The sequence below is a fragment of the Microbacterium sp. B19(2022) genome (genome assembly GCF_012030385.1).
Lineage (GTDB): Bacteria > Actinomycetota > Actinomycetes > Actinomycetales > Microbacteriaceae > Microbacterium > Microbacterium oxydans_B.
The window spans coordinates 61,182-84,323 of sequence record NZ_JAAUVO010000008.1; the positions used below are offsets into that span (position 1 = coordinate 61,182).

Below are 23,142 nucleotides of genomic sequence, written 5' to 3' on the forward strand. Positions count from 1 at the left end.
GGACGGTTAGCATGGCGGGATGACCGATCAGCGCCCGCAGTACGGCGAACTCGCCACGCCCGAGGAGCAGCGGCGAGCCGCCGGCTTGCCGCCCCTCGACGAGGTCGTCGTCGCCCCGCCGGCACCGCCGGCCGCAGGCCCGACGGTGCCCGATCCGAGCGCGAGCGCCCCGGCGGCACGTCCGCACCCGGTCGACCGCTTCGTGACCATCGCGCTGCTTGCCTACGGCCTGGTGAACATCATCATCACCGGGTTGTCGTATCTCGATCTGCCCACCGTGATGAACGAGACGATGAAGATCCTCGGCATCGAGGGGGAGTTCACGAACTTCGCCCAGGGGCGGATCTGGGGGACGATCGCGGCCATCGTGCTCGCCGTCGGATGGTCGATCACGGCGGCGCTGTCGATCCGACGTCTGCGGCGTCGACGGATCAGCTGGTGGGTGCCGATCGCGGGTGCGCTGGCGACGATGATCGTCGTGACGATCTGCATCTCGGTGCCGATGATGAACGACCCGGCGTTCGTGGCCTACCTCGCGACCGTCGGGCAGTAGCCGCGGGAGCACGTACTGTCGAAGGATGCTTCAGAACAGCTTCGGCATCCAGCTCTCCTACGCCTCCGTGGATCGTGGCGACGGCTCCGACCCTCGGCCAGCGGCCCGAGACATCCTCTCCCTGTTGCGTGTTCCCGCCGGTATGCGCGATGCGACAGCCGCGTGGGATGACCGGGAGGAGGCCGTACTCGCGATCCCGGTGACGGACGACGGCCACGTCCTGACGCTCAGCGAGGAGGACACGGTCGAGTCGACCCTGTCGACGAGCGAGCTGAAGTCAGCCTTCGAGGCGGAGGGCCTGACGCTCTGGCTGGACGTGGACGTGGACGTGGACGTGGATGAGGACGAGGCGTTCGGCTTCGATCCGGTGGAGGAACTGGTCGACGAGCTCATCGACGATTCGGCCGAGGTGGGCGCCGACGAGTCGGAGGATGCCGCGATCGATTCCGCACTGTTCGCGGCTTCGGCGGTGAGGGTCTCCGCGTTCTCGCACCGCGGCCCCGGCATCGCGAGGATCCTGGCGACGGCGCGCAGAATGCCCGTCGATCACCGGGAGTCCGGCGACTGGTCGCTTCAGCAGTTCGAGACCTCGGAGCCGACCGGTGATTGGTCGACCTCCAGGGCAGAGGTGCCCGTGATCGAGCTGAATCGCGCGGACGCCGACGTGTGGTTCGAGGTGACCGCGGGCAACGGCGGTCCGGTGCCGTTCTGGACGGATGCGGAACGCGACACCCTACCCGTGCTCGACATCGACGCCATCCGTGTTCCCGAGACTGCGGAGATCTACCGTCGACTGCTCACCGAGGGTGACGGGAGCCGCGATGAGCTCCTGGAGCTGGCCGCCGCCGTCAGGCTCGACGTGGATGCCGCCCACCGCGCACTGATTCCCGAGGCATTGGGTGGTGTGATCGGTGCCGAGTCCCGCGAGCGAGCCTTCCTGGCCGCCTTCGGCGTCGCGCCGGACTTGATCGACGCCGCGTTCGGCGGGGCGACCGCACGGCCGCAACGGCGGTTCCTGCCGGTGGGGTGGTGGACCGCGGTGCGGGAGACGGCGATCGCCGGGGTCGGGGAGTTCACGCCTCTCACCCGTCGGGAACGCCCGCTCGGCGAGGCTCTCCGCCGCCGTCCCGTGGTCGGCCTCGCCCTGTCGTTCGGGGAGTTCGCCGCGGGAGCGTGGGTAACGTCTCGCGTGCGGGGAGCGGGCAGGACCCTCGGGTTGCTGCTCGTGATCGATGCGTTGATCGATGCAGCGATCTCGATCGTCCGGATCCACCGCGGCCGAGGCTGACGGCTGCCCGGCTGGCCGACCGCGCCACGCTGCGAAATGAGAGATGCCCCAGCCGACCGGCTGGGGCATCTCTCATCGAAGTCGTGACGGATCAGCTCTTCGACTGGCCGTACGAGCCGAGCTGACGGGTCGACTCGACCACGCGGGCGGCCATCGCCGACTCGGCGATCTTGCCCCAGGCGCGGGGGTCGTACTGCTTCTTGTTGCCGACCTCGCCGTCGACCTTCAGCACGCCGTCGTAGTTCTTGAACATGTAGTCGGCGATCGCGCGCGTGTAGGCGTACTGCGTGTCGGTGTCGATGTTCATCTTGATGACACCGTTCGCGACCGCGAGGGCGATCTCCTCATCGGTCGAGCCGGAGCCGCCGTGGAAGACCAGATCGAGCGGCTTGGCGCCCGTGTTGTACTTCGCCGCGACCTCGGCCTGGATCTCGCCGAGGAGTTCCGGGCGCAGTTTGACGCCGCCCGGCTTGTACACGCCGTGCACGTTGCCGAAGGTGAGGGCGGCGATGTAGCGACCCTGCTCGCCCAGACCGAGGGCCTGCACAGCCTGGTCGACGTCGGCGAACGTCGTGTAGAGGGCGTCGTTCGAGCCCTCGTGCTGCACGCCGTCCTCTTCGCCACCGACGACGCCGATCTCGACCTCGAGGATGGCGTTGATGTTCTTCATGCGGGGGAGCAGGTCCTTCGCGATCTCGATGTTCTCCGCGAGGGGAACGGCCGAACCGTCCCACATGTGGGACTGGAAGATCGGGTTGCGACCGGCCTTGACCTCGTCCTCGGATGCTGCGATCAGCGGCTCGACGAAGCCGGCGAGGGCGTCCTTCGGGCAGTGGTCCGTGTGCAGCGCAACGGTGACCGGGTAGTTCTTGGCGACCTCGGTGGCGAAGCGGGCGAAGGCGAGTGCACCGGTGGCGCGTGCCTTCACGGTGTGGCCGGCGAAGTAGTCGGCTCCACCCGTGGTGACCTGGATGATGCCGTCGGAGCCGGCCTCGGTCAGCCCCTGGAGGACGGAGTTGATCGTCTGCGAGCTCGAGACGTTGAATGCGGGGTACGCGAAGCCGCCGGCCTTCGCGCGGTCGAGCATTTCGGCGTACTGATCCGGGGTGGCGACGGGCATGAGAACTCCTGCGATAGGGGAAGCCGGGACAGGTGCCACTCTATCGGGGCCACCGGAGTCGTATCGAAGGTCGGCCGCACCGCTCGCACGGTCGCTCGTGCCCAGGCGTTAAGAATCGCGATTCCTTCGCGGGATAGAGGCGGAAAACCGGGCTGTTCGCTCGCTTCGATAGCTAGGCTGACCGCATGGTGAGTCTGACTGCGGATCTGAGCCCTCTTCGTCCCGACCGTAACCTCGCGATGGAGTTGGTGCGAGCGACGGAGGCTGCGGCCATCCGCGCGGTCCCCTTCATCGGTCGAGGCGCGAAGGAGGCCGCCGACGGGGCGGCCGTCGACGCGATGCGCGCGTTCCTGGGCACCGTCGACTTCCAAGGCCGCGTCGTGATCGGCGAGGGCGAGAAGGACAACGCACCCATGCTGTTCAACGGCGAGGTCGTCGGCACCGGGCGCGGACCGCTGTGCGACATCGCAGTCGATCCCATCGACGGAACCTCCCTCACCGCAGCGGGTCGGCAGAACGCGCTGTCCGTGATCGCGGTGTCCGACCGGGGCACGATGCTGGATGCCTCCACCGTCTTCTACATGGACAAGCTCGTCACGGGGCCCGCAGGCGTCGGTGTCGTCGACATCCGGCTCCCCATCGGCGAGAACATCCGCAAGCTCGCCGGTGCGCTCGACAAGCCCGTCGACGAGATCGTCGTGTCGGTGCTGAACCGTCCGCGTCATGAGCAACTCATCCAGGAGATCCGCGATGCGGGCGCCGGCACCCGACTGATGAGCGACGGTGACGTCGCGGGTGGGATCAACGCCGCCCGGCATGATGCGCGCACCGACATGTGCGTCGGCGTCGGCGGCAGCCCCGAGGGCATCGTCACGGCATGCGCCATCAAGGCGCTCGGCGGACACATCCAGGGTCGTCTGTGGCCACGTGACGACGACGAGCGTCAGCGCGGGATCGACGCCGGACTCGACATGGACAGGGTCTACGAGGCCGACGACCTGGTGCAGGGCAACAACACGATCTTCGTCGCGACCGGTGTCACCGACGGCCAGCTCGTGGCGGGCGTCCGCCGTGAGCGGGGCTATGTGTACACGGAGAGCGTCGTGCTCCGTGGTGCTTCCGGAACCCTCCGGCGCATCGCCTCGGAGCACCTCGTCTCGAAGTGGCTCTGATTCCCCATTCCCCGGCCCTGCTGAGGGCGTGTTCTCCCGGCGGCGACGACGGCATCGTTATCGAGCCGGTATGGGCTCGGGGCGGGGTGAGCCACGCTTTCCGGAGCGCCGTGTCACAATTGTCACTGGGTTTGTCGCCGTGGACGGAGCCGTCAGGCACCGCAGGCACAGGAGGGCGAACGGATGACAACGCAGCACACGAGTGGCTCGAAGGCCGCCGCGACGAAGATCATCACGACGAACACCGGACGGATTCTCCGAGTGAGCGCCGACGCCGAGCAGGGCGTCGCAGCCACCCCGTCCGTCACCACCCCACCGGCGGCGGTCGCCGATCCGGCTCGCCGCGCTGACGTGCTGTTCCGCGTCCGCCGCGACGAGGGTCATGAGGTCAGCGCCTGGTGGATGATCGGAGCGTTCCTCGCCACCAGCGGCCTCGTGATCCTGCTGCTCAGCGGCGTTCCCGGCATCGCCTGAGGCGCTGCTCGACAGTTCGTCCGCGCGCTACGCCGTAGGCCGCAGTGCAGGCGTGACGGCGGTGCACAGCGTCGGTGGGCCCTAGATCTCGTCGAGGCGAATCCGTACCTCGCCCACGTCCGCACGCACTGATGCCGCTCCGATGTGATCCGTGGCTTCTGGCATTTCGGCGACGGGTTCGTCCCCGTGCTCGTCTGCGGCGATCAGCTCGGGAGCGGTGAACCGTCGTCCCGTGCCCTCCGTCACCGCCGGAACGGATACGAGAGCCGCGGCGTCGACGCCGGGGAACTGCCGCGCCGTCACGAGCACGCGCGTCTCGAGCGAGCCGGCGAAGCGGTTGTAGCTGTCGACCGTGCGCTCCAGGGCGCGGCGCAAATCGTCGGCATGCCCGGCGAGAGTGCCCAACCGGTCGTAGAGCTGCGTGCCGAGAGTGAGCAGCGTGCGTGCCTCGGTCGACACCTCCTGCTGCGTCCACGTGAAAGCCACGGTCTTCAGGACGGCCCAGAGATTCACGGGAGACGCGAGAGCCACTCGTCGGCTGAACGCGTAGTCGAGCAGGGTGGGGTCTTCGTCGATGGCCGCGGCGAGCAGCGACTCGCTCGGCAGGAAGCAGATCACGAACTCGGGACTCGCGTCGAGTCCGGCCCAGTACGCCTTCTTGGCCAGGGCATCGATGTGCACGCGGACGGCCTTGACGTGCTTCTGCATGAGGGATCGCCGCTGCGGTTCCTGGGCGTCGCCCGCCGACAGCGCCGATGCCTCGAGATACGCGTCGAGCGGCACCTTGGCGTCGACCGCGATGGAGCTGCCGCCGGCGAGACGGATGACCATGTCGGGCCGACCCTGGCCCCGGTCGGAGGAGATCGTCGCCTGCAGGTCGAAGTCGATGTGACGCGTGAGCCCCGCCGCTTCCACCACACGGCGCAGCTGCGTCTCGCCCCACACTCCGCGCGTGGCCGTCGAGCGCAGCGCTCCGGCGAGGGACTCCGTGGTCGCCCGCAGCGCCTCGTCGGATTCCTGCGCGCGTCGCAGCTGCTCCTCCAGTGTGCCGAACTGGGCGTGGCGCTCGCGTTCGATCGCGGTGACCTTGGTCTGCATCTGCTGCAGGCTCTCCCGCACCGGAGCCAGCGCCGTCAGCACCGCGTTCTGCTGCTGCACGCGCTGCGCCTCGGCTCGCTGCTCGTTCCGTGAGTGCTCGACGGCATCGCGGTAGAGGTCGTACTGTCGGTCGCGGTCGTCTCGCGCGGCGGCCAGCTCGGCCTGAGCGCGCGCGAGATCAGCGGCCCCACGTCCTGCGTGCAGGAACCAGCCCACAGCGACACCCACCGCGAGGGCGACGAGGAGGAGAACCACAGCCAGAGCATCCATGTGTTCATGATGCGGCCGGCATCGGACATTACGAGGTCGCCGCGCACGGGAGCGGGGTGTCGGCTCAGGCGACGGCGCGCTCCAGAGCAGGCGTGACGGGTGCGGTGACGCGCAGGCTCAGCGCGTCGGCGAGCGCGAACACATCGGCGGCACCCGCCCTGGCGGCGGCATCGATCACGATCTGCGCGCAGGCACGTGCATCGGCGAGAGCATCGTGATGTGCGAACTCCTCGAACCCGGCGGCGGCTGCGGCGACGGGCAGGCGGTAGGAGTCGAGCACATACGTCTTCCGTGCGACCTGCAGGCTGCAGAGCGAGCGGTACGGCGGGCAGGGCTGGCCTGTCGCCTCCGAGGCGCGGCGCAGCACGTTCAGGTCGAAGCCGGCGTTGTGAGCGACGAGCACGTCGGCCCCCGCGAAGGCGCAGAGTCGATCGAACTGGTCGACCCACGTGGCCGCCGACAGCACATCCTCCGGCTGGATGCCGTGGATCCGCACGTTCCACTCCTGGAACTCGTCGTGACCGGGCGGCGGTTGGATCAACCATCCGGTGGTGGCGACGACCTCGCCGCCGCGCACACGGACCAGTCCGACGGAACAGGCGGAGGCGGGGCTGGAGTTCGCGGTCTCGAAGTCGATCGCAGTGAAGTCCAGTGGCACGTCTCCACTCTCACCCCGACGTCGGCGACCACGCGGGAGACTCGCCGTAGGCTGGCCGCATGGCTGAGGACATGGCGACGTCGTTCGGAGCACAGGCCGCGGACTACGAGGTCGGACGACCCGAATACCCCTTCGATGCGGTGGCGTGGATGCTCGAGCGGATGCCGCACGGAACCCGCCGCATCGCCGATGTCGGCGCGGGGACGGGCAAGCTCACGCGGGTCCTGACGGAAGCGCCTGATGCCGAGGTCGTCGCGATCGATCCGGATTCCGAGATGCTCGCGACGCTGCGCGGAGCCGTGCCGGGCGTGCCGACCTTCGTGGGGTCGGCAGAGCGGCTGCCCCTTCCGGATGCCAGCGTCGACGCCGTCGTCCTGGGGCAGGCCTGGCACTGGGTCGATCCCGTCGCCGGATCCGCCGAGATCGGTCGGGTCGTACGCAGCGGGGGAGTGCTGGGCCTCGTCTGGAACATCCGCGACGATCGGGTCGCATGGGTGCGCCGGTTGACCGAGATCATGCACGGCAGCCACGCCGAGAACATGCTCGCCGAGGGAGATCCTGTCGTCGCTGCACCGTTCAGCTCGCTCGAACAGGAGCGCTGGGAGTGGGTCCGCCCCATCACGCGCGACTTGCTGCACCGCATGGCGGCGTCGCGCAGCTACATCATTACCGCCTCCGACGATGAGAAGGCTCGGATCCAGGGCGACCTCGACGCGCTGTTCGACGAGCTCGATCTGCACGGCGAGACGACCATCGACCTTCCGTACGTGACACGGGCCTACCGCGCCATCCGCGACTGAGGAGCGGCCTCTCCCCGCCCGGAAGCAGTGCTGCGCTTCCCTTCCTTTCGGGGCATAAGTACGGTGGCGATATGCGGGATCGACAGCGGGCCATGCTGGGGCTCACCTTCATCGCAGCCATCGCGCTGAGCGGGTGCGCGGCGACGCCGTCGTCGGAGCCGTCTCCTGCGGCGGTCGCCTCGAGCGATACGCCGGTGCCAACGGGCGCACCGGCGACGTGGCAACTGACCGACGACAGCCGCGTCACCCCGGACAGCATGGCTTTCGAGGTGCAGGTCACCCGTCTCGACTGCGCGAACGGAGTGACCGGCGAGATGCTCTCGCCGGTCATCACCTATGAGGCCGAGCAGGTGACCGTCCGCATAGACGCGAAGCCGAATCGTCTGGAAGCCGCGGACTGCCAAGGCAACGACGCCATACCGGTCACGGTCACGCTGAGCGAGCCGATCGGTCAGCGGACGTTGGTCGACGGAGCATGCGTCAGCACCGAGGCTCGGACGACCGCGGAGTGCGTCGCGAGCGAGCGCGCCTCGTTCCGCTAGCAGAGCGAGCGCGCCTCGTTCCGCTAGCAGAGCGAGCGCTCCGGCCGCTGCCCAGCCTTCCGCAGGGCGATGGGGGTGGGGCCAGGTAGACTCGTGCCCCGTGGCTCTCACTATCGGCATCGTCGGCCTGCCCAACGTCGGCAAGTCCACCCTCTTCAACGCACTCACCAAGAACGACGTGCTCGCGGCGAACTATCCGTTCGCGACGATCGAGCCCAACGTCGGCGTGGTGAACCTGCCCGACCCGCGCCTCGACAAGCTCGCGGAGATCTTCGGCAGCGAGCGGATCCTCCCCGCAGCGGTGTCCTTCGTCGACATCGCCGGCATCGTGCGCGGTGCGAGTGAGGGTGAGGGGCTCGGCAACAAGTTCCTCGCGAACATCCGTGAGGCCGACGCCATCGCTCAGGTCGTGCGCGGCTTCTCGGACGACGACGTCGTGCACGTCGACGGCACGGTGAACCCCGCCTCCGACATGGAGACGATCAACGCCGAGCTCATGCTCGCCGACCTCGAGACCGTCGACAAGGCGATCACCCGGTACGAGAAGGAAGTCCGCGGCAAGAAGATCGAGCCCGTCGTTCTCGAGACCGCGAACGCGGCGAAGGATGCCCTGGAGCGTGGCGTGCTGCTGTCGGTCGCGGGCATCGACCTGACACCGATCCGCGAGTTGGGCCTCCTGACCGCGAAGCCTGTCATCTTCGTCTTCAACGTCGATGAGGCCGTGCTGACGAACGACGCCCGCAAGGCGGAGCTCGCCGCCCTCGTTGCGCCCGCCAAGGCCATCTTCCTCGACGCGAAGATCGAGTCCGAGCTCATCGACCTCGACCCGGAGGACGCCGCCGAGCTGCTCGCGTCGACCGGCCAGGACGAGTCGGGGCTCGACCAGCTCGCCCGCATCGGCTTCGACACCCTCGGGCTGCAGACCTACCTCACGGCTGGTCCGAAGGAAGCTCGCGCGTGGACGATCCCCAAGGGGTCGAAGGCCCCGCAGGCGGCCGGTGTGATCCACACCGACTTCGAGAAGGGCTTCATCAAGGCCGAGATCGTGTCGTTCGAGGACCTGGTCGAGACGGGCTCCGTCGTCGAGGCTCGCGCCAAGGGCAAGGCTCGCCTCGAGGGCAAGGACTACGTCATGCAGGACGGCGACGTGGTTGAATTCCGCTTCAACAACTAGGAATCTGCAGGTGGAGACGCTCGGAGCGGGCCGCCCGACCTGATTCGATGCGCATGTGAGACGAACCGCGGTCCTGCTACACCATGTAGCAGGAGGTAACCATCATGGGCCGACACACTGTGCTACCCGCACTCGCAGCGATAGCTCTCCTGACGACGTCGTGCACCGCGGACGCCGGTGAGCCGGCGACCACCGGTACTGCCGCTCCGCAGATCCAGCCGACGCCTGGTCCAACGCCCCAGGGGTTTCTGGAGCGCGCCCCGTTGCATTCATGCGGGGAGTTCACGCTCGGCCTGGAAGAGCAGCTTCCCGCCACCGCTACGGCCTGCCTGGAGAATGCGATCGGTGCAGGCGGCGCGGAACTCGTCCTGACGAGTCCGACCGATGAGGGCGATCCTGTCGTGACCTGGCTCCGCGCTCTGCCTGCGGGAGGCATGGAGATCTGGGCGGACTTTCGTCGGGACAAGTTCGCGGGCGAGGCAGCATGGCAGTACAGTCTGTGCCCGAACGCGGAGTCGTGGTGGGGGGACTCCGCTGAGTGCACCTACGAATCGTTCGACTAGCGCCGTCTATTCCGCAGAGTCGGCACCAGGCTGTCGGGCCTCGGCGTCTGTCAGACCCTTCCGATACTTCGTGGCCGCACGCCGGATCGAGGCCACCTTCGGGTTATCCGCCCGCGATGCGGGAAGACGGTCGAGGATCGTCACGTCGGCTCGGGCGGCGAGCGTCAGAAGTCCCCAGATGCCGATCGAGTCGAGCTCGAAGTCGGCTTCCTCCGGGGTCGCTGCCGCGAACGCCGCATGCGCGGCCGCTTCGATCTCGGGGGCGCTCGGCCTCTTCGCCGCACCTTTCACCGCGTTCGGCTGATTCGAGTAGTCGTCGAGCTTCGTCAGCAGTCGCTCTGCGCGCTCTGCGCCGAGTGTCGATGCGAGCTCGGCTTGGATCGGGTACGTCTCCGTCACGCTCGTCTCCAGAGTTCTGATCAAGGCAGCTGCTGTCGGAGCCGAAGAAGGGCCCCGCACGGGCAGAATACCCAGTCCGAGGCCCTCCGCGTGCGGCCGGGAGCTCGTCAGAACATCCCGGGAATCTGCTGGAGCAGCCAGGAGAAGCCGATCATGACCACGGTCGCGAGCGGGAGGACGAAGACGGTCACCAGGCCTGCGCTGGCGCTCTCCGGCTGCTCGCCCGGCCCGACGATGGGATCGTCCTGCACCCGACCGCCGAGGTAGGCGCGCATCTGCAGGAGGAAACCGGCGGCGAGGATGACCACGCCGATGGCCGAGGCGATCCAGACGCTCACCTCTCCGATCTGCTGAGGCAGCAGGAGAAGTGCGCCGACCATCACGATGAGCAGCGCCATCCAGCCGATCCAGCTCCGTACCGGATACTGGGCGATCATCCGCAGAGGCACGTGCGACGCGAAGAGGAGCAGCGCGAGCGCCCCCGAGGCGATCGCGAGCAGGACGAGGTGCCCGACGGTCACGGCAAGAGCGGATTCGCCCGCGAATGCCGCCTGCGCGCTGAAGGTGGTGAGCAGCATGCCGAAGAGGCCCAGAACGAGAGCGATGCCCCATTCGCGATCGATTCGTTGAGGTGACTGCTGAGGCTGCTCCGGGGCGTCCTCGGCGGCGTACGCACGGGGTTCGCCGAATGCGGCAAGGGCGCTCTCGCCCGACTCGGACACATGACTCTCCACGACCACGAGGGAGTCCCCGATCCGCGATCCCGGAACGCCGAGGAGACGCTGCTCGAGCACGAACTGCTCGATCCAGTCCCGCTCGACACTCGGCGCCAGTCGCGTGTAGGTGTCGACGGAGCCGAAGCCCGTCCTGTTGCTCAGGTTCATCGGTGCTGCCTTTCGGTTCCCGGTGGTCATGTCAGTTCTCGGCGCTTCTCGAGCGCTCCGTCGGTGAGCTCGCGGGTGGTCTTCGTGAAGTCGGCCCAGAGCTCGGCCATCGACCGGGCATGTGCGCGGCCCTGATCTGTCAGCGAGAAGTACTTCCGGCCGGGGCCGCCGTCGCCGGGACGCCATTCGACTTCGACGAACCCGGACTCCTCGAAGCGCCCGAGGAGGGGGTAGAGGGTGCCGCCTTTGATGTTGCCCAAACCCGCGGTCGCCAGGCGTTGGGTGATGGCGTACCCGTAGTTCGGGCCCTCGAGGAGGGCTCGCAGCACGCACACGCCCAGCGCGCTTCTCATCCACTCACTCGGCCACTGTTCCGGACTCATGACTAGATCGTACGTCAGACTAGTTGCTGTGGCAACTAGTCTTCGCTGATCTCACCCACGCGGGGGAGGGCGCCGATACCTCCGGGCGATGGTCGGGTCGCGCGGAACGCGCCAGCCTGGGGGCATGCTCTCATCGACAAGCACAAGCAGCACCGATGACCCGTCCGTCAGGTTCGTCCGTTCTCGCCGTGTGGCGGGCGGTATCGGCGCTCTGGCCTTGGCCGGCCTGGGCGTGGCGCATACGGCGACCAATGCCGTCGGCTTCGCAGGGGAAACGGACGCCTCCTGGCCGATGTTCCTGATCTTCGGCGTCGGAGTCAGCCTCGTGCTGTGGGCGGTCGCGGTCATCGCCTGGCGGTTCTCACATCGCGGAAGCTGGCGCGTCAGTCGCGTGCTCATCGCTGTGGTGGGCGTCCTCTGCGGCCTGATGGCGTTCAATGTGCTGCGTGTGCACCCCGAGATCATCCTCTCGCCCGCCGGTCCAGGGCCCTGGACGCTCGTCGGAGGTCCGGCGCTGCTGCTGTCAGCGCTCCTACCGCTGCGGAAGAAATAGGCCGCGAATGCACGCAGCCTCCTCCTCGACCCGGTCAGCGCACCGTCCTGACGGGTGACAGGATTGACGGATGACCGCAACACTCGTGGCCCAAGGGCTGGCCGGCGGGTACGGCCACCGCACCCTGTTCGACTCGCTCGACCTCACTGTCACCGCCGGCGACGTCGTCGGTCTCGTCGGAGCCAACGGGGCAGGAAAATCGACCCTCCTGAAGCTGCTGGCCGGGGTGGAGGAGCCGCAGGCGGGCACGATCAGGCTTGCCCCGGCGGATGCGTTCGTGGGCTGGCTTCCGCAGGAGCACGAGCGCATCGTGGGCGAGAGCGTCATCGACTACATCGCCCGCCGCACCGGATGCGCCGCCGCGACCAGAGAAATGGATGCCGCAGCCGCGGCCCTCGGTGATCCCTCGCTCGCGGCTCCGGGCACAGACCCCGCCGACACCTACTCCACGGCATTGGATCGGTGGCTGGCCAGCGGTGCCGCAGACCTCGACGAACGCGTCCCCTCCGTGCTCGCCGACCTCGGACTCGACCTGGGCGATGAGCCTGCCGACACCATGATGACCTCGCTGTCGGGAGGACAGGCGGCACGCGTCGGCCTCGCCGCGCTGCTGCTCTCTCGCTTCGACATCGCGCTGCTGGATGAACCGACCAACGACCTCGACCTCGACGGCATCGAGCGGCTCGAGGCATTCGTGCGTGGGCTCCGCGGCGGTGTCGTGGTGGTCAGCCACGACCGCGAGTTCCTCGCCCGCTGCGTGACCAGAGTCCTGGAGCTCGACCTCGCCCAGGGGAGCAACAGAGTGTTCGGCGGTGGCTACGACTCCTACCTCGAGGAGCGGGCGACGGTTCGTCGGCACCAGCGGGAGAAGTACGACGAGTTCGCCGACAAGAAGGCCGACCTCGTCGCCCGCGCACGCACGCAGCGGGAATGGTCGAGCCAGGGTGTGCGCAACGCGATGAAGAAAGCACCGGACAACGACAAGATCAAACGTAAGGCGTCAGCCGAGTCCAGCGAGAAGCAGGCGCAGAAGGTGCGTCAGATGGAGAGCAGGATCGCCCGGCTCGAAGAGGTCGAAGAGCCGCGCAAGGAGTGGCAGCTGGAGTTCACGATCGGCTCGGCCCCGCGTTCCAGCTCCGTCGTGTCGACCCTGAGCTCGGCGGTGTTCCGGCAGGGATCCTTCCAACTCGGACCGGTGTCGCTGCAAGTGAACGCGGGGGAGCGCATCGGCATCACCGGTCCCAACGGTGCCGGAAAGTCGACGCTGCTCCGCGGGCTGCTGGGGCGGCAGCTTCCCGATGAGGGAACGGCGAGCCTCGGCGCGAGCGTGCAGATCGGCGAGATCGACCAGGCCCGCGCGCAGCTCGTCGGAACGCAACCGCTCGCGGTCGCGTTCGAAGAGCTCGTGCCGGAGATGGCATCCGCGGAGATCCGCACACTCCTCGCCAAATTCGGCCTCAAGGCCGATCACGTGACGCGCGCGGTCGATGAACTCTCGCCGGGGGAGCGCACGCGAGCAGGGCTCGCCCTGCTGCAGGCCCGCGGCATCAACCTGCTCGTGCTGGACGAGCCCACCAACCACCTCGACCTGCCCGCGATCGAGCAGCTGGAGCAGGCGCTCGAGTCGTACGAGGGAACCCTGCTGCTCGTCACGCACGACCGGCGGATGCTCGCCACGGTGCACACCGACCGGCACTGGCGGGTGGAGGCCGGGCAGGTCGCCGAAGCATGACGGCCCTCGTCATCGACAGCGTCCCGCACGGTCGCCTGACCGCGAATGACGTGGCGCGACTGCGAGAGTTGTTCGACGCCGAGTACTCCGCAGAGTTCGGGGCCTGGGATCCGGATCAGCCCTACGGCTACGCGCCCCATGACCATCACCTGATCGCGCGCGCCGACGATGAGATCGTGGGTCACATCGGCTGGGCGCGGCGGACCATCGGTGTCGGTGCGGCGGAGCTCGTGGTCGCGGGAGTCGGTGGGGTGCTGATCTCCCCACGCGCACGTGGGCAGCGGGTCGGTGCCCGGCTCCTGACACACGCGGCAGCGTCGATGACGGATGCCGGGGACATCGAGTTCGGCTACCTCGGCTGCCGCGAGGAGGTCGTCTCCTTCTATGAATCGTGCGGATGGCGCCGCATCTCGGCGGTCGAGCGATCGATCGACCGCACCGGTCGTCCCGCCATACAGCCTCCGGGGCCGCCGATCCTGACCCTCGCGCTCGGCCCGAATCCGCGCACGTGGCCCGCAGGCACGATAGATCTTCGCGGGCGAGCATGGTAGTCGTCGGGCGAAGATGCTCCGGCAGTCCTCGTCTCGGTGGCCGCCGGGTCGGGATACGCTGGTGGACGGCGGCTCCGGTCGCGGTCCGGTCGCTGGCGTCCGCCGTGGACGTTCCGCCTGAATTCCTGACACCGACGGCACGAGGAGATTCACGCCGATGACCGACACCCAGATCTTCGAGCCCGACGGCCGCGCGATCCCCTTCGTCGACGAGGGCGACGGTCCCGTCAAGCTTGTTCTGATCCAGGAGCGCGACCTCCCGGCCGACATCCTCGGTGTCGTCGCGCACTACCTCGCCGAAGAGGCGGGCTTCCACGTGCTGCGGATCGGTCACCGCGCCGAGGTCAAGGGCGAAGAGGTGTCGCTGAACGAGCGCGTCGAGGATGCGCTCGCCGTGATCGACCACGTCGGCCTCGGCGACACCTGGATCGGCGGACACGGGTTCGGTGGCACCGTCGCACGTGCTTTCGCCGTCGCGCACGCGGACCGCGTGAACGGCCTGGCGCTGCTCGGCGTCGAAGAGCTCGACATCCCGCTCGCGCCAGTGATGCCCGTTCTGATCATCCAGGGGACGAAAGACAACGTCACCCCGTTCGCGAACGGCGAGCAGTTGCAGTCGACGGCGCCCGAGCGTGCGAGCGTGAAGAGCATCGACGGGGGAGACCACCACTTCCCGATGACGCACCCGATCGAGACCGCGGTCGTCATCGAGGAGTACCTCGACTGGGACTGAGCCCCTAGCGGTCTTGCCGCTTCTTGTACGGCTTCGGCTGACCCTTCACCGCGGGGGTTCGGCCCTTGCCCTTCGAGGCCTTCGCCTTGCCGCCGGCGGGTGCGGGGGCGTTCTTCACCGGCGCGGGCGCCGCGGCGACCTCCGCCTTCGCCTCGACCAGCAAGAGCTCACCGACGTGCGTCAGCCGGGTCTGCCCCTCGCGGTGGACGATCGGATGGCCGACCTCGGCCTCGAGCTTGTCGATCGACGTGTACAGCGAGGCCAGTGGGATGCCGAGTTTCTCGGCCGCCCGCGGAAAGTGGAGCTCTTCCGCGAGGACGACGAAACGGCGGAGCAGAGAGATCTTCACGGTGGCCCTTCGACTGTTCGCACGGGATTGCGAGCCACTCCAGGTTACGCGGTGGAAGCCGCCGGTCAGATGTCGCTGAAGTCGTTCGCGGGAGATTGGATCTGTGTGACGGCGTCCGTCTCCAACAGGAAGAGCACGTAGAGGATCCCGACGGATCCGGGGTGCGTCAGCGATTGCGTGTCCGGCACCTCCTGTCGGCCCAGGCCTAGTTCGGTGGCGGTCGCCGGCTCTTCTTCATCGACCAGTGCCCAGGCGCCTGCGTCGAGGAGGTCTGCCCTGCTCGACCCCACCTGGAGCCCTTCCTCCGTCATCACGGGGATCCCGTCGACCTCGGCCGCGGTGACCGCGATCGACGCAGGGCTTGCGCCGGAGGGGTCGGTGAGCACCCGCAGACCGTCCCAGACATAGGCCTGCATCTCGACGTCGTAGCCCTCCATCCCCTCGACCGGTTCGGGCTCCGGCAGTTCACCCGTCGCATCCTCGAGCAGGGCGAGAAGCTCATCCGAATCCGCATACTCCGCAGTCGCGGTGCCTCCGTCGTCCGTGAAGGAGAGGCCGTCGAGCGTGACGACGAGCTGGGGTTCGACCTCGGGCTCCGCAGACGCGGACGTGGACGGCGTGGCCGCAGGTGAAGCGGACGGGGCCGCCGTCGGGGAACTGCATCCGAGGAGCAGCAGCGCAGAGGCCGTGAGGACGAGGACAGGTGCGAGAACACGTGGCATGGTTCGGAGCGTAGCGCCCACCTGCGCCCGCATCGCGCAAGGGCGTGTCGTCGAGATGGAATCGTGAGAACCGACGCTTCCGTGACACGACGGATGCCGCGACCGAATCGGCCGCGGCATCCGGAATCCTTCGGTCAGGCGACCTGAGGGAGCACCGCGAACGACACGGAGCCCTCGTCGTCCACACCCGCGTCGAGGATCTTGTCGTCGAGTGCGGCGACGGCGGACTCATCGAGGAAGAGCCGGGTGCCGGAGACCTCGACGACCTGGTCCTGGGGCTCCGGATCTGCGGCGACGAGCACCGCGAGACGCGCGCCGCCCTCCGCGTTCTGAGGTTCGGACGAGTGGATGCGCAGTCCGGCATCCGGGGCGTCGGTCTGACGACTGACGAGCGTCGTCACGATGGCGGAGGCGTTGTCGGTGAGGGTGAGCACGAGACTCTCCTTCCGTTCGGGGCATGTCACGGTCGCAACATGTCCGGGCCACGATGCCGAACTCGGACGATCACCTCAACCCCCTTGTGCCGATTCGGAGGAGGCTCTTATCCTCCTCGCAGGTTCTTCCGCAGGAACACCTGCTCCGTGCCGTCGCCGTCCGGCACGCGCTCGTGCTCGACGTAGCCGCACCTCTCGTAGAGGCGAATGTTCGCCTCGCTCAGGCTGCCGGTGAAGAGCTCGGCGACCTGTGCGTTGGATGCGCTCTCTGCGTGATCGAGCAGCGTCCGCCCGACTCCCTCGCCCTGCACGTCGGGGGCGATCGCGATCCTCCCGATGAGGAGCATCCCGTCCTTCTCCACGAAGCGGATCGCGCCCACGAGGCGTCCGTCGATGCGCGCCGCCAAGCCGGACTCCGCGCGCAGCTCCGCCTCGAGCTCGGTGAGGGTCTGCGTCAGGGGAGGCATGTCCACGCTCCCGTAGATCGCGGCTTCCGAGACGAAGGCCGCACGCTGCACGGTGAGCACTTCACCGGCGTCCGCTTCGCTGAGGGGGGAGATGAGGATCTCGCGGTCGTTCGGGTCGTTCTGTTCTGTCACGATGCGGGGTTCTCTTTCTGTCGCGCATTCAGGTCCGGTCGCCACACTCGGGCTCCGCGCTTCCGGTGTCAACCCCCTCGGGTCCGGGCCCAGGTCGCCGTTATCCTCACCGGCAGGAGGTCACAGACATGGCTGATAGCAAGACGAAGAAGACCGGCACCTCGACGAAGGGTGCCGTGAAGACCACGCGCCAGCAGAATGCGGAGAAGGGCTTCACCGCCTCGCCCACGCTCGCGAGCAACCTGCAACTCGTGCTCGTCGACCTGCTCGAACTGGCGATTCAGGGGAAGCAGGCGCACTGGAACGTCGTGGGCCGCAACTTCCGAGACACCCACCGCCAGCTCGACGAGATCATCGACGATGCGCGCGCGTTCAGCGACACGATCGCCGAGCGGATGCGCGCCCTGCACGCCGTGCCCGACGGGCGCAGCGCGACCATCGCCAAGACCACGACTCTGCCCGCGTTCCCCGCGGGGGAGGTCTCGACCACCGAGACCATCGACTTGGTGACCGAGCGCCTGGAAGCGGCGGTCGGGACGATGCGCGACGTGCACGACGCCGTCGACGAGGAAGACCCGACGTCGGCGGATCTCCTGCACGCGGTCATCGAACGACTCGAGCAGTTCGCCTGGATGGTCAGCGCCGAGAACCGCAGCCCCGCCGGTCGCTGAGATCGCCCCTGCCCCTCGGACCGGGATCAGTTCGTCTCGGCTCCGGGGGCGCGGGGTCGGCCGCGCATGATTCGCGGCAACGCTGCCCACAGTGCGACGACCAGCACGAGCGCCGAGATCAACGCCACAAGCCCGGCCGTGCGATTCACGGTGAAATCGACGATCAGCGTCGTCACCCCGATCGTCAGAGCACCGATCACCATCAGATCGATCCTCACGATCCGCGAGGCGATCCGCACGAGCTCGGGCTTACGGCGGTGGCCGAACAGAGCACGGTGCATCCCCACCGGAGCCAGCGCCAGGATCGTCGCGATGGCGGACAGGGCGACGAGCACGACGTAGAGGTCGCGCTGGAACTCGTCCATCTCGGTGAATCTCGGCTGGAAGGCGACGGCGAGGAGGAATCCCGTGAGGATCTGGGTCCCCGTCTGCATCACGCGGAGTTCCTGCAGAAGTTCTTCCCAGTTGCGATCCGCGCGCTCGTTCGCAGTCTCGTCACGTCCGTCCCTGCGGTCATCGAGTTCGTGTTCGCCGCGCGGAGGGTCCGATGTCATGATCACAGTGTCGTGCCGACGCTCGCACGATGTCCAGGATCTTGCACCGACGGATCGAAAGAAGGCACCATGACGCTCCCGCCGATCAGCGACTGGTGGTCCGAACTCTCAGGGGACGCACGCCGCTCTGTGCTCGACGGCGACTCTCCGCACCTCGACGCGGACGTTCGGGAGGAGATCCGCGTCATCACCGGAGCGGTCGTGGGAATGGTGGAGAGCCTGACCGATGACGACCTCGACTACGCCCGCGCACACGCGGAGGAGCCGGCCGACTGATGCGGGCGGCAGCCGTGGTGATTCACCCCAGGGCGTCGGGATCCGGAGTGGGCTGCTCCTCGCGAAGCCGCGGCTCGGTGCGTCGCTCCGGTCGTGCCCCGGCCTTGTCGGCGTAGAACGCGCGGATCCGATCCATGTCCGCGGCGACGTCTCCGGTCAGGTCGAGGGTGGGGCCGAGACCCGTCGTCATCGTGGTGCGATCGACGAAGCCGAGCGTGACCGGCATCCCCGTCTCCCGCGCGATGCGGTAGAAGCCCGACTTCCAGTACTCGTTGCCGCCACGGGTGCCGTCGGGGGTGACGACGAGGCCGAAGACCGTTCCCGCGTGCACCTGCCCGACGACATCGTTCACCACGCGCGCGGGGTCCGCACGATCCACGGGGATCCCTCCGAGTCCGCGCATGAGCGGACCGCGCCAGCCGCGGAAGAGGCTCTTCTTCCCGAGCCAGTGCACGTCGATGCCGAGGCGCCAGGCGATGGCGAGCATCAGGACGAAGTCCCAGTTGCTGGTGTGGGGGGCGCCGACGAGCACGGTCGGGCGCGTGGGTGCTGCCTCGCTCGTGAGCGTCCATCTGCTGAACGCCCAGAACATGCGGGCGAGGAGTCGTTTGACCATGGATCAACCGTAGGGGAGAACGGCTGTCGAGCCGCTCTCCGCACCCCGCGCGCGGGTTCGGAGCCACTACCTCGGAGCAGGCGTACGATCGAGGGATGAAGAAGACGCCGGAGGACACCGTGCAGCAGGAAGCGCCCATCGGGCTGCAGCCGCTCCCGGGAGCCCTGGACCTGCTCGAGGGCGATGCCGCCGGCTATTGCAGCAACGGCGTCTGCCACTTCCCCGCCCCGAAGGCCGAGTAAGAAGCAGACGCCGTCGCGTGCGAGCGCTGGGGTCAGTGACCGCCGTGGAAGCCCTCGCCGGCGTCGTCGGCCGGCTTGCGCACGAACGGGCTGAGCGCCACCGCGGCGAGCGAGATGATCGCGGCGATCAGGAACGCCATGCGCGCACCCGGTGCTCCGGCCGCCGCTCGTGACAGGCCTTCGCCCTCGCCCGCATGCAGGATCGCCGAGTAGGTGACCGTGAGCAGAGCGACACCGGCCGCGCCACCGACCTGCTGCAGCGTGTTCAGCACAGCGGAACCGTGCGAGTACAACGACCTCTGCAGCGAACCCAGCGAGGCGGAGAACAGGGGCGTGAACGACATCGCGAGCCCGACGGACATGGCCGCCTGCACGATGATGAGCACCCACCACACGGTGTGCTCGCCGACCGTCGAGTAGAAGAACAGCGCCGCCGACACGAGCATCGTGCCCGGGATCAGCAGCGGCCGCGTGCCGCGTGCGTCGTACACGCGACCCATGATCGGGCCGAGCAGACCCATCAGCACCGAGCCGGGGAGCAGGATCAGGCCGGACTCGAGTGCGTTCAGGCCGGCGACGTTCTGCAGGTACTGCGGCAGTAGGGTCAGCGTTCCGAACATCGACAGCGCCAGGATGGTCATGATGATCACCGAGAACGTGAAGTTGCTCGAGCGGAAGACGCGCAGGTCGAGCAGTGCGTCGTCGACACGCTGCAGGATGAGCTGACGCCACACGAACAGCGCCAGCGACACGGCGCCGACGACCAGGGCGATGATGCCCGTGGTCTCGCCCGATCCGCCTTCGCCGCCGAACTGGCTGAGGCCGAACACGATCCCGCCGAAGCCGAGCGCCGCGAGCGGGATGGAGAGCACGTCGAGCGGGACGAGGCGGGTCTCCCCGAGGTTCGTCATCCACTTCACGCCCATGAAGAGCGCGATGAGCGCGATCGGAAGGATGATCGCGAAGAGCGCGCGCCAGTTCAGCGTCTCGAGGACGGCACCGGCGACGGTGGGTCCGATCGCCGGGGCGAGCGAGATGACCAGGCCGACGCGGCCCATCATGCGGCCGCGGGACTGCGGCGGAACGACGTTCATGATCGTCGTCATCAGCAGCGGCATCATGATGCCGGTACCGGCGGCCTGGATGACGCGCCCGACGAGCAGGATCGAGAAGCCGGGAGCGACCAGCGCGACGAGCGTGCCGAGCGAGAACGCGATCATCGCGGCGATGAAGACCTGACGCGTGGTGAACCGCTGCAGGATGAACCCGGTGGTCGGGATCACGATGGCCATCGTCAGCATGAAGGCGCTGGTGAGCCACTGGCCGAGCTCGGGCGGGATGCCGAGATCGGCGTTCAGATGCGGGATCGCGATCCCCATCGTGGTCTCGTTGAGGATGGCGACGAACGCGGCGACGAGCAGCAGCCAGATGACGCGCATGTCCTTGCGCGAGATCGAACCCGCTGCCGGTGCGGGGGTCGTCGAGATGGAGCCGGTATCGACGGCAGACATGGGCGGCCTCCTGGGCGAAGAAGAAATGGAGATATCGCGAGAGTTCGCAAGAGTCCTTCAGCGTAACGGCGGTCGCCGACATTTCATTCCGAACTCACAGAAATCCGCTGTCGGCAGATCCGGGCGGTCTCGATGTCGTGAGGGCTGAGTACGCTGGCGCCATGAGCATGGGCGGTGGACGAGGTGGAGGAGCGAGCTTCCGCGGGGTCGATGAGGATACGCAGCGGAAGCTGAATGCCGAGGCGCCGCGGATCAGCGGCCTCGGTTCACGGGTCGTCTCCCTGTTCCGCGCCTACCGCGCGCGCATCTTCCTCACGGGAGTGCTCGTGGTCGTCGGCGCGGCGATCGCCGTCATCCCACCCCTGATCGTGCAGCGCATCTTCGATGACGCGCTGTTCCCGGTCGCCGGCGGCGGGCCGCATCTCGAGCTGCTGGCCTGGCTCGTCGCCGCGATGGTGGTGCTCTTCCTGCTCTCCGCCGTCCTCGGCGTCGCGCAGACGTGGCTCACCTCCACTGTCGGCAACAGCGTCACCGGCGACTTGCGGGTGAAACTCTTCGAGCACCTCCAGGCCATGGAACTCGGATTCTTCACGCGGACGAAGACCGGGGTGATCCAGTCGCGACTGCAAAACGACGTGGGCGGCGTCTCCGGAGTGCTGACCAACACCGTCACGAGCATCCTGGGTAACGTCGTGACCGTCATCGCCTCGCTCGTCGCGATGATCCTGATCGACTGGCGCCTCACCCTCATCGCCGTGATCATGATGCCGTTCCTCATCTTCGTCCAGCGCAAGGTGGGCCAGGTTCGGGCGCGGATCGCGGGGGAGACGCAGGAGTCCCTGTCGGAGTTGACCTCGATCACGCAGGAGACGCTGAGCGTCTCGGGCATGCTGCTCTCGAAGTCGTTCAACCGTCAGCGCACGGAGTCGGAGCGCTATCAGGCCGAGAACCGCAACCAGGTCGTTCTTCAGGTGCGCAGGGCCATGAGCGGTCAGGGCTTCTTCGCGGTCGTGCAGGTGCTCATGGCCAGCGTGCCTGCGGTCATCTACCTCGTCTCGGGCTACCTCATCGCCGGAGGCACCGGGGCGATCACGGCGGGAACCGTCGTCGCGTTCACCACGGTGCAGGCGCGGCTCCTCATGCCGCTGATGGGCCTGATGCGGGTCTCGCTCGATCTGCAAACGTCTTCGGCGCTGTTCGCCCGCATCTTCGAGTACCTCGACCTGGTGCCCGAGATCCAGGACGCTCCGGATGCGATCACCGTCGACGAGGCACCGGGTCCCAAGGGGCGGCTCGAGTTCGCCGATGTGCTCTTCCGCTACCCGGACGCCTCGGCCGATGCCCGACCGACGCTGGACGGCGTCTCGTTCGTCGCCGAGCCCGGGCAACACGTGGCGTTCGTCGGCCCCTCGGGTGCGGGCAAGACGACGATCCTGTACCTCGCGCCGCGGCTGTACGAAGCCAAGGGCGGCTCGGTGCTCTTCGCGGGCGCCAATGTGCGCACGCTCACGCAGGAGTCGATCATCGACCACGTGGGCATCGTGTCGCAGGAGACCTACCTGTTCCACGCGACGATCCGCGAGAACCTCCGCTATGCCAAGCCGGATGCGACAGAGCAGGAGCTGATCGCCGCGTGCACCGCGGCCAACATCCACCACATCATCGCCGGGTTCGAGCAGGGGTACGACACCGTGGTGGGTGAGCGCGGGTACCGGCTCTCGGGCGGGGAGAAGCAGCGCATCGCGATCGCGCGCGTGCTGCTGAAGGATCCTCCGGTGCTGCTCCTCGACGAAGCGACGTCGGCCCTCGACACCGTGTCGGAGCGCGTGGTGCAGGAGGCACTGGACGAGGCGGCGAAGGGGCGCACGACGCTGTCCATCGCGCACCGCCTGTCCACCGTGATGGGTGCCGACGTGATCCACGTGCTCGAGGCAGGGCGCATCGTCGAGTCGGGCACCCACTCCGAGTTGCTCGCGCGGGGCGGGTTGTATGCGGAACTCGCCGCTCAGCAGGTCGCGGCATCGCGCGTGCTCGACACCGAGGCCGCGGTCGAAGAGGCCGTGACCGGGGGAGTCGGGGCCGCGCTCACCGACCGCCGTGCGGATCGTGCGCCCGCGGACTCCGCCGGCGCCGATGCCGTCGCGGCCATCACCGCTGCGGTGCCGCTGCTCGCCGAGCCGCGCCCCGATGAACGGGTCTACCCGCCCGAACCCTGAACCGC

General features: G+C 68.1%; 28 protein-coding genes. 15 read left to right on the forward strand and 13 right to left on the reverse strand.

Annotated features, from left to right (window positions below; translation table 11 throughout):
- Positions 1-19: 19 nt before the first annotated feature.
- Both HCX50_RS09010 and HCX50_RS09015 read left to right on the forward strand, forming a co-directional pair.
- Positions 20-553 carry a DUF6264 family protein gene (locus HCX50_RS09010; protein ID WP_029262956.1) on the forward strand — a complete coding sequence of 178 codons (534 nt, stop codon included), beginning with the start codon at positions 20-22 and terminating at the stop codon, positions 551-553.
- 25 nt (positions 554-578) lie between these two features.
- Complete coding sequence (locus HCX50_RS09015; protein ID WP_167633933.1) at positions 579-1,841, forward strand: hypothetical protein; 1,263 nt, start codon at positions 579-581, stop codon at positions 1,839-1,841.
- 91 nt (positions 1,842-1,932) lie between these two features.
- Here HCX50_RS09015 and fbaA read toward each other — a convergent pair whose 3' ends face one another.
- Entirely contained in the window at positions 1,933-2,961 is a 1,029-nt protein-coding gene (gene fbaA / locus HCX50_RS09020) for a class II fructose-bisphosphate aldolase (RefSeq protein ID WP_091034247.1), read from the reverse strand.
- 185 nt (positions 2,962-3,146) lie between these two features.
- Here fbaA and glpX point away from each other — a divergent pair, with 185 nt between their 5' ends.
- Positions 3,147-4,133 (forward strand): class II fructose-bisphosphatase, encoded by a 987-nt coding sequence (glpX, locus tag HCX50_RS09025; protein ID WP_029262953.1) that lies wholly within the window; start codon positions 3,147-3,149, stop codon positions 4,131-4,133.
- Between the two features lie 183 nt (positions 4,134-4,316).
- On the forward strand, positions 4,317-4,607 hold the full coding sequence (locus tag HCX50_RS09030; protein ID WP_105709557.1) for a hypothetical protein: 291 nt from the start codon (positions 4,317-4,319) through the stop codon (positions 4,605-4,607).
- 81 nt (positions 4,608-4,688) lie between these two features.
- On the opposite strand, the gene HCX50_RS09035 is transcribed toward HCX50_RS09030, so the two are convergent.
- The gene (locus tag HCX50_RS09035) at positions 4,689-5,975 is read right to left on the reverse strand and encodes a DNA recombination protein RmuC (protein ID WP_167633935.1); all 1,287 of its coding nucleotides are present in this window, start codon (positions 5,973-5,975) and stop codon (positions 4,689-4,691) included.
- 64 nt (positions 5,976-6,039) lie between these two features.
- Positions 6,040-6,633: an exonuclease domain-containing protein gene (locus HCX50_RS09040; RefSeq protein WP_167633937.1), complete on the reverse strand. Its 594-nt coding sequence runs from the start codon at positions 6,631-6,633 to the stop codon at positions 6,040-6,042.
- 59 nt (positions 6,634-6,692) lie between these two features.
- On the opposite strand from HCX50_RS09040, the gene HCX50_RS09045 reads away from it, so the two are divergent.
- From HCX50_RS09045 to ychF, 3 genes are all read left to right on the forward strand, one after another.
- On the forward strand, positions 6,693-7,433 hold the full coding sequence (locus tag HCX50_RS09045; protein ID WP_167633939.1) for a class I SAM-dependent methyltransferase: 741 nt from the start codon (positions 6,693-6,695) through the stop codon (positions 7,431-7,433).
- 71 nt (positions 7,434-7,504) lie between these two features.
- The gene (locus HCX50_RS09050; protein ID WP_167633941.1) at positions 7,505-7,975 is read left to right on the forward strand and encodes a hypothetical protein; all 471 of its coding nucleotides are present in this window, start codon (positions 7,505-7,507) and stop codon (positions 7,973-7,975) included.
- A 100-nt stretch (positions 7,976-8,075) separates the two neighbouring features.
- Complete coding sequence (gene ychF, locus HCX50_RS09055) at positions 8,076-9,149, forward strand: redox-regulated ATPase YchF (protein WP_105709560.1); 1,074 nt, start codon at positions 8,076-8,078, stop codon at positions 9,147-9,149.
- 569 nt (positions 9,150-9,718) lie between these two features.
- Here the strand turns inward: ychF and HCX50_RS09060 are convergent.
- The 3 genes from HCX50_RS09060 to HCX50_RS09070 all read right to left on the reverse strand — a co-directional run bounded on the left by HCX50_RS09060 (position 9,719) and on the right by HCX50_RS09070 (position 11,378).
- Positions 9,719-10,111: a hypothetical protein gene (locus tag HCX50_RS09060; protein ID WP_167633943.1), complete on the reverse strand. Its 393-nt coding sequence runs from the start codon at positions 10,109-10,111 to the stop codon at positions 9,719-9,721.
- Between the two features lie 107 nt (positions 10,112-10,218).
- Positions 10,219-10,995: a hypothetical protein gene (locus HCX50_RS09065; RefSeq protein ID WP_167633945.1), complete on the reverse strand. Its 777-nt coding sequence runs from the start codon at positions 10,993-10,995 to the stop codon at positions 10,219-10,221.
- Between the two features lie 26 nt (positions 10,996-11,021).
- Positions 11,022-11,378: a PadR family transcriptional regulator gene (locus HCX50_RS09070; protein WP_167633947.1), complete on the reverse strand. Its 357-nt coding sequence runs from the start codon at positions 11,376-11,378 to the stop codon at positions 11,022-11,024.
- A gap of 124 nt (positions 11,379-11,502) precedes the next feature.
- Between HCX50_RS09070 and HCX50_RS09075 the strand changes: the two genes are divergently transcribed.
- The 4 genes from HCX50_RS09075 (at position 11,503) to HCX50_RS09090 (ending at position 14,947) form a co-directional block, all read left to right on the forward strand.
- Positions 11,503-11,931: a hypothetical protein gene (locus HCX50_RS09075; protein WP_167633949.1), complete on the forward strand. Its 429-nt coding sequence runs from the start codon at positions 11,503-11,505 to the stop codon at positions 11,929-11,931.
- A gap of 70 nt (positions 11,932-12,001) precedes the next feature.
- On the forward strand, positions 12,002-13,663 hold the full coding sequence (locus tag HCX50_RS09080) for an ABC-F family ATP-binding cassette domain-containing protein (protein WP_091034218.1): 1,662 nt from the start codon (positions 12,002-12,004) through the stop codon (positions 13,661-13,663).
- A complete protein-coding gene (locus HCX50_RS09085) occupies positions 13,660-14,214 on the forward strand; it encodes a GNAT family N-acetyltransferase (protein WP_091034216.1) in 555 nt (184 codons plus the stop codon). The genes HCX50_RS09080 and HCX50_RS09085 overlap by 4 nt, the downstream gene beginning before the upstream one ends.
- Positions 14,215-14,371: 157 nt before the next feature.
- Positions 14,372-14,947 (forward strand): alpha/beta fold hydrolase, encoded by a 576-nt coding sequence (locus HCX50_RS09090; protein WP_091034213.1) that lies wholly within the window; start codon positions 14,372-14,374, stop codon positions 14,945-14,947.
- Between the two features lie 4 nt (positions 14,948-14,951).
- Here the strand turns inward: HCX50_RS09090 and HCX50_RS09095 are convergent, their stop codons facing one another.
- The 4 genes from HCX50_RS09095 to HCX50_RS09110 all read right to left on the reverse strand — a co-directional run bounded on the left by HCX50_RS09095 (position 14,952) and on the right by HCX50_RS09110 (position 17,051).
- On the reverse strand, positions 14,952-15,296 hold the full coding sequence (locus HCX50_RS09095; protein WP_167633951.1) for a LysR family transcriptional regulator: 345 nt from the start codon (positions 15,294-15,296) through the stop codon (positions 14,952-14,954).
- A gap of 65 nt (positions 15,297-15,361) precedes the next feature.
- Complete coding sequence (locus HCX50_RS09100; RefSeq protein WP_140403349.1) at positions 15,362-16,018, reverse strand: hypothetical protein; 657 nt, start codon at positions 16,016-16,018, stop codon at positions 15,362-15,364.
- Between the two features lie 134 nt (positions 16,019-16,152).
- Entirely contained in the window at positions 16,153-16,452 is a 300-nt protein-coding gene (locus tag HCX50_RS09105; RefSeq protein WP_029262936.1) for a Fe-S cluster assembly protein HesB, read from the reverse strand.
- Between the two features lie 107 nt (positions 16,453-16,559).
- Positions 16,560-17,051 (reverse strand): GNAT family N-acetyltransferase, encoded by a 492-nt coding sequence (locus HCX50_RS09110; protein ID WP_337749401.1) that lies wholly within the window; start codon positions 17,049-17,051, stop codon positions 16,560-16,562.
- A gap of 128 nt (positions 17,052-17,179) precedes the next feature.
- Here HCX50_RS09110 and HCX50_RS09115 point away from each other — a divergent pair, with 128 nt between their 5' ends.
- On the forward strand, positions 17,180-17,722 hold the full coding sequence (locus HCX50_RS09115) for a Dps family protein (protein WP_167633953.1): 543 nt from the start codon (positions 17,180-17,182) through the stop codon (positions 17,720-17,722).
- Positions 17,723-17,748: 26 nt separating this feature from the next.
- Here HCX50_RS09115 and HCX50_RS09120 read toward each other — a convergent pair whose 3' ends face one another.
- Entirely contained in the window at positions 17,749-18,276 is a 528-nt protein-coding gene (locus HCX50_RS09120) for a DUF6328 family protein (protein WP_091034555.1), read from the reverse strand.
- 69 nt (positions 18,277-18,345) lie between these two features.
- Between HCX50_RS09120 and HCX50_RS09125 the strand changes: the two genes are divergently transcribed.
- Entirely contained in the window at positions 18,346-18,552 is a 207-nt protein-coding gene (locus HCX50_RS09125) for a hypothetical protein (protein ID WP_091034205.1), read from the forward strand.
- 22 nt (positions 18,553-18,574) lie between these two features.
- Here the strand turns inward: HCX50_RS09125 and HCX50_RS09130 are convergent, their stop codons facing one another.
- A complete protein-coding gene (locus HCX50_RS09130) occupies positions 18,575-19,168 on the reverse strand; it encodes a 1-acyl-sn-glycerol-3-phosphate acyltransferase (protein ID WP_091034202.1) in 594 nt (197 codons plus the stop codon).
- 95 nt (positions 19,169-19,263) lie between these two features.
- Between HCX50_RS09130 and HCX50_RS09135 the strand changes: the two genes are divergently transcribed.
- Positions 19,264-19,410, forward strand: a complete 147-nt coding sequence (locus tag HCX50_RS09135; RefSeq protein ID WP_167381615.1) for a hypothetical protein — start codon at positions 19,264-19,266, stop codon at positions 19,408-19,410.
- Between the two features lie 32 nt (positions 19,411-19,442).
- Here HCX50_RS09135 and HCX50_RS09140 read toward each other — a convergent pair whose 3' ends face one another.
- A complete protein-coding gene (locus HCX50_RS09140; protein WP_167633955.1) occupies positions 19,443-20,921 on the reverse strand; it encodes a DHA2 family efflux MFS transporter permease subunit in 1,479 nt (492 codons plus the stop codon).
- Between the two features lie 167 nt (positions 20,922-21,088).
- Between HCX50_RS09140 and HCX50_RS09145 the strand changes: the two genes are divergently transcribed.
- A complete protein-coding gene (locus HCX50_RS09145) occupies positions 21,089-23,137 on the forward strand; it encodes an ABC transporter ATP-binding protein (RefSeq protein WP_167634045.1) in 2,049 nt (682 codons plus the stop codon).
- The last annotated feature ends 5 nt before the right edge of the window (positions 23,138-23,142 follow it).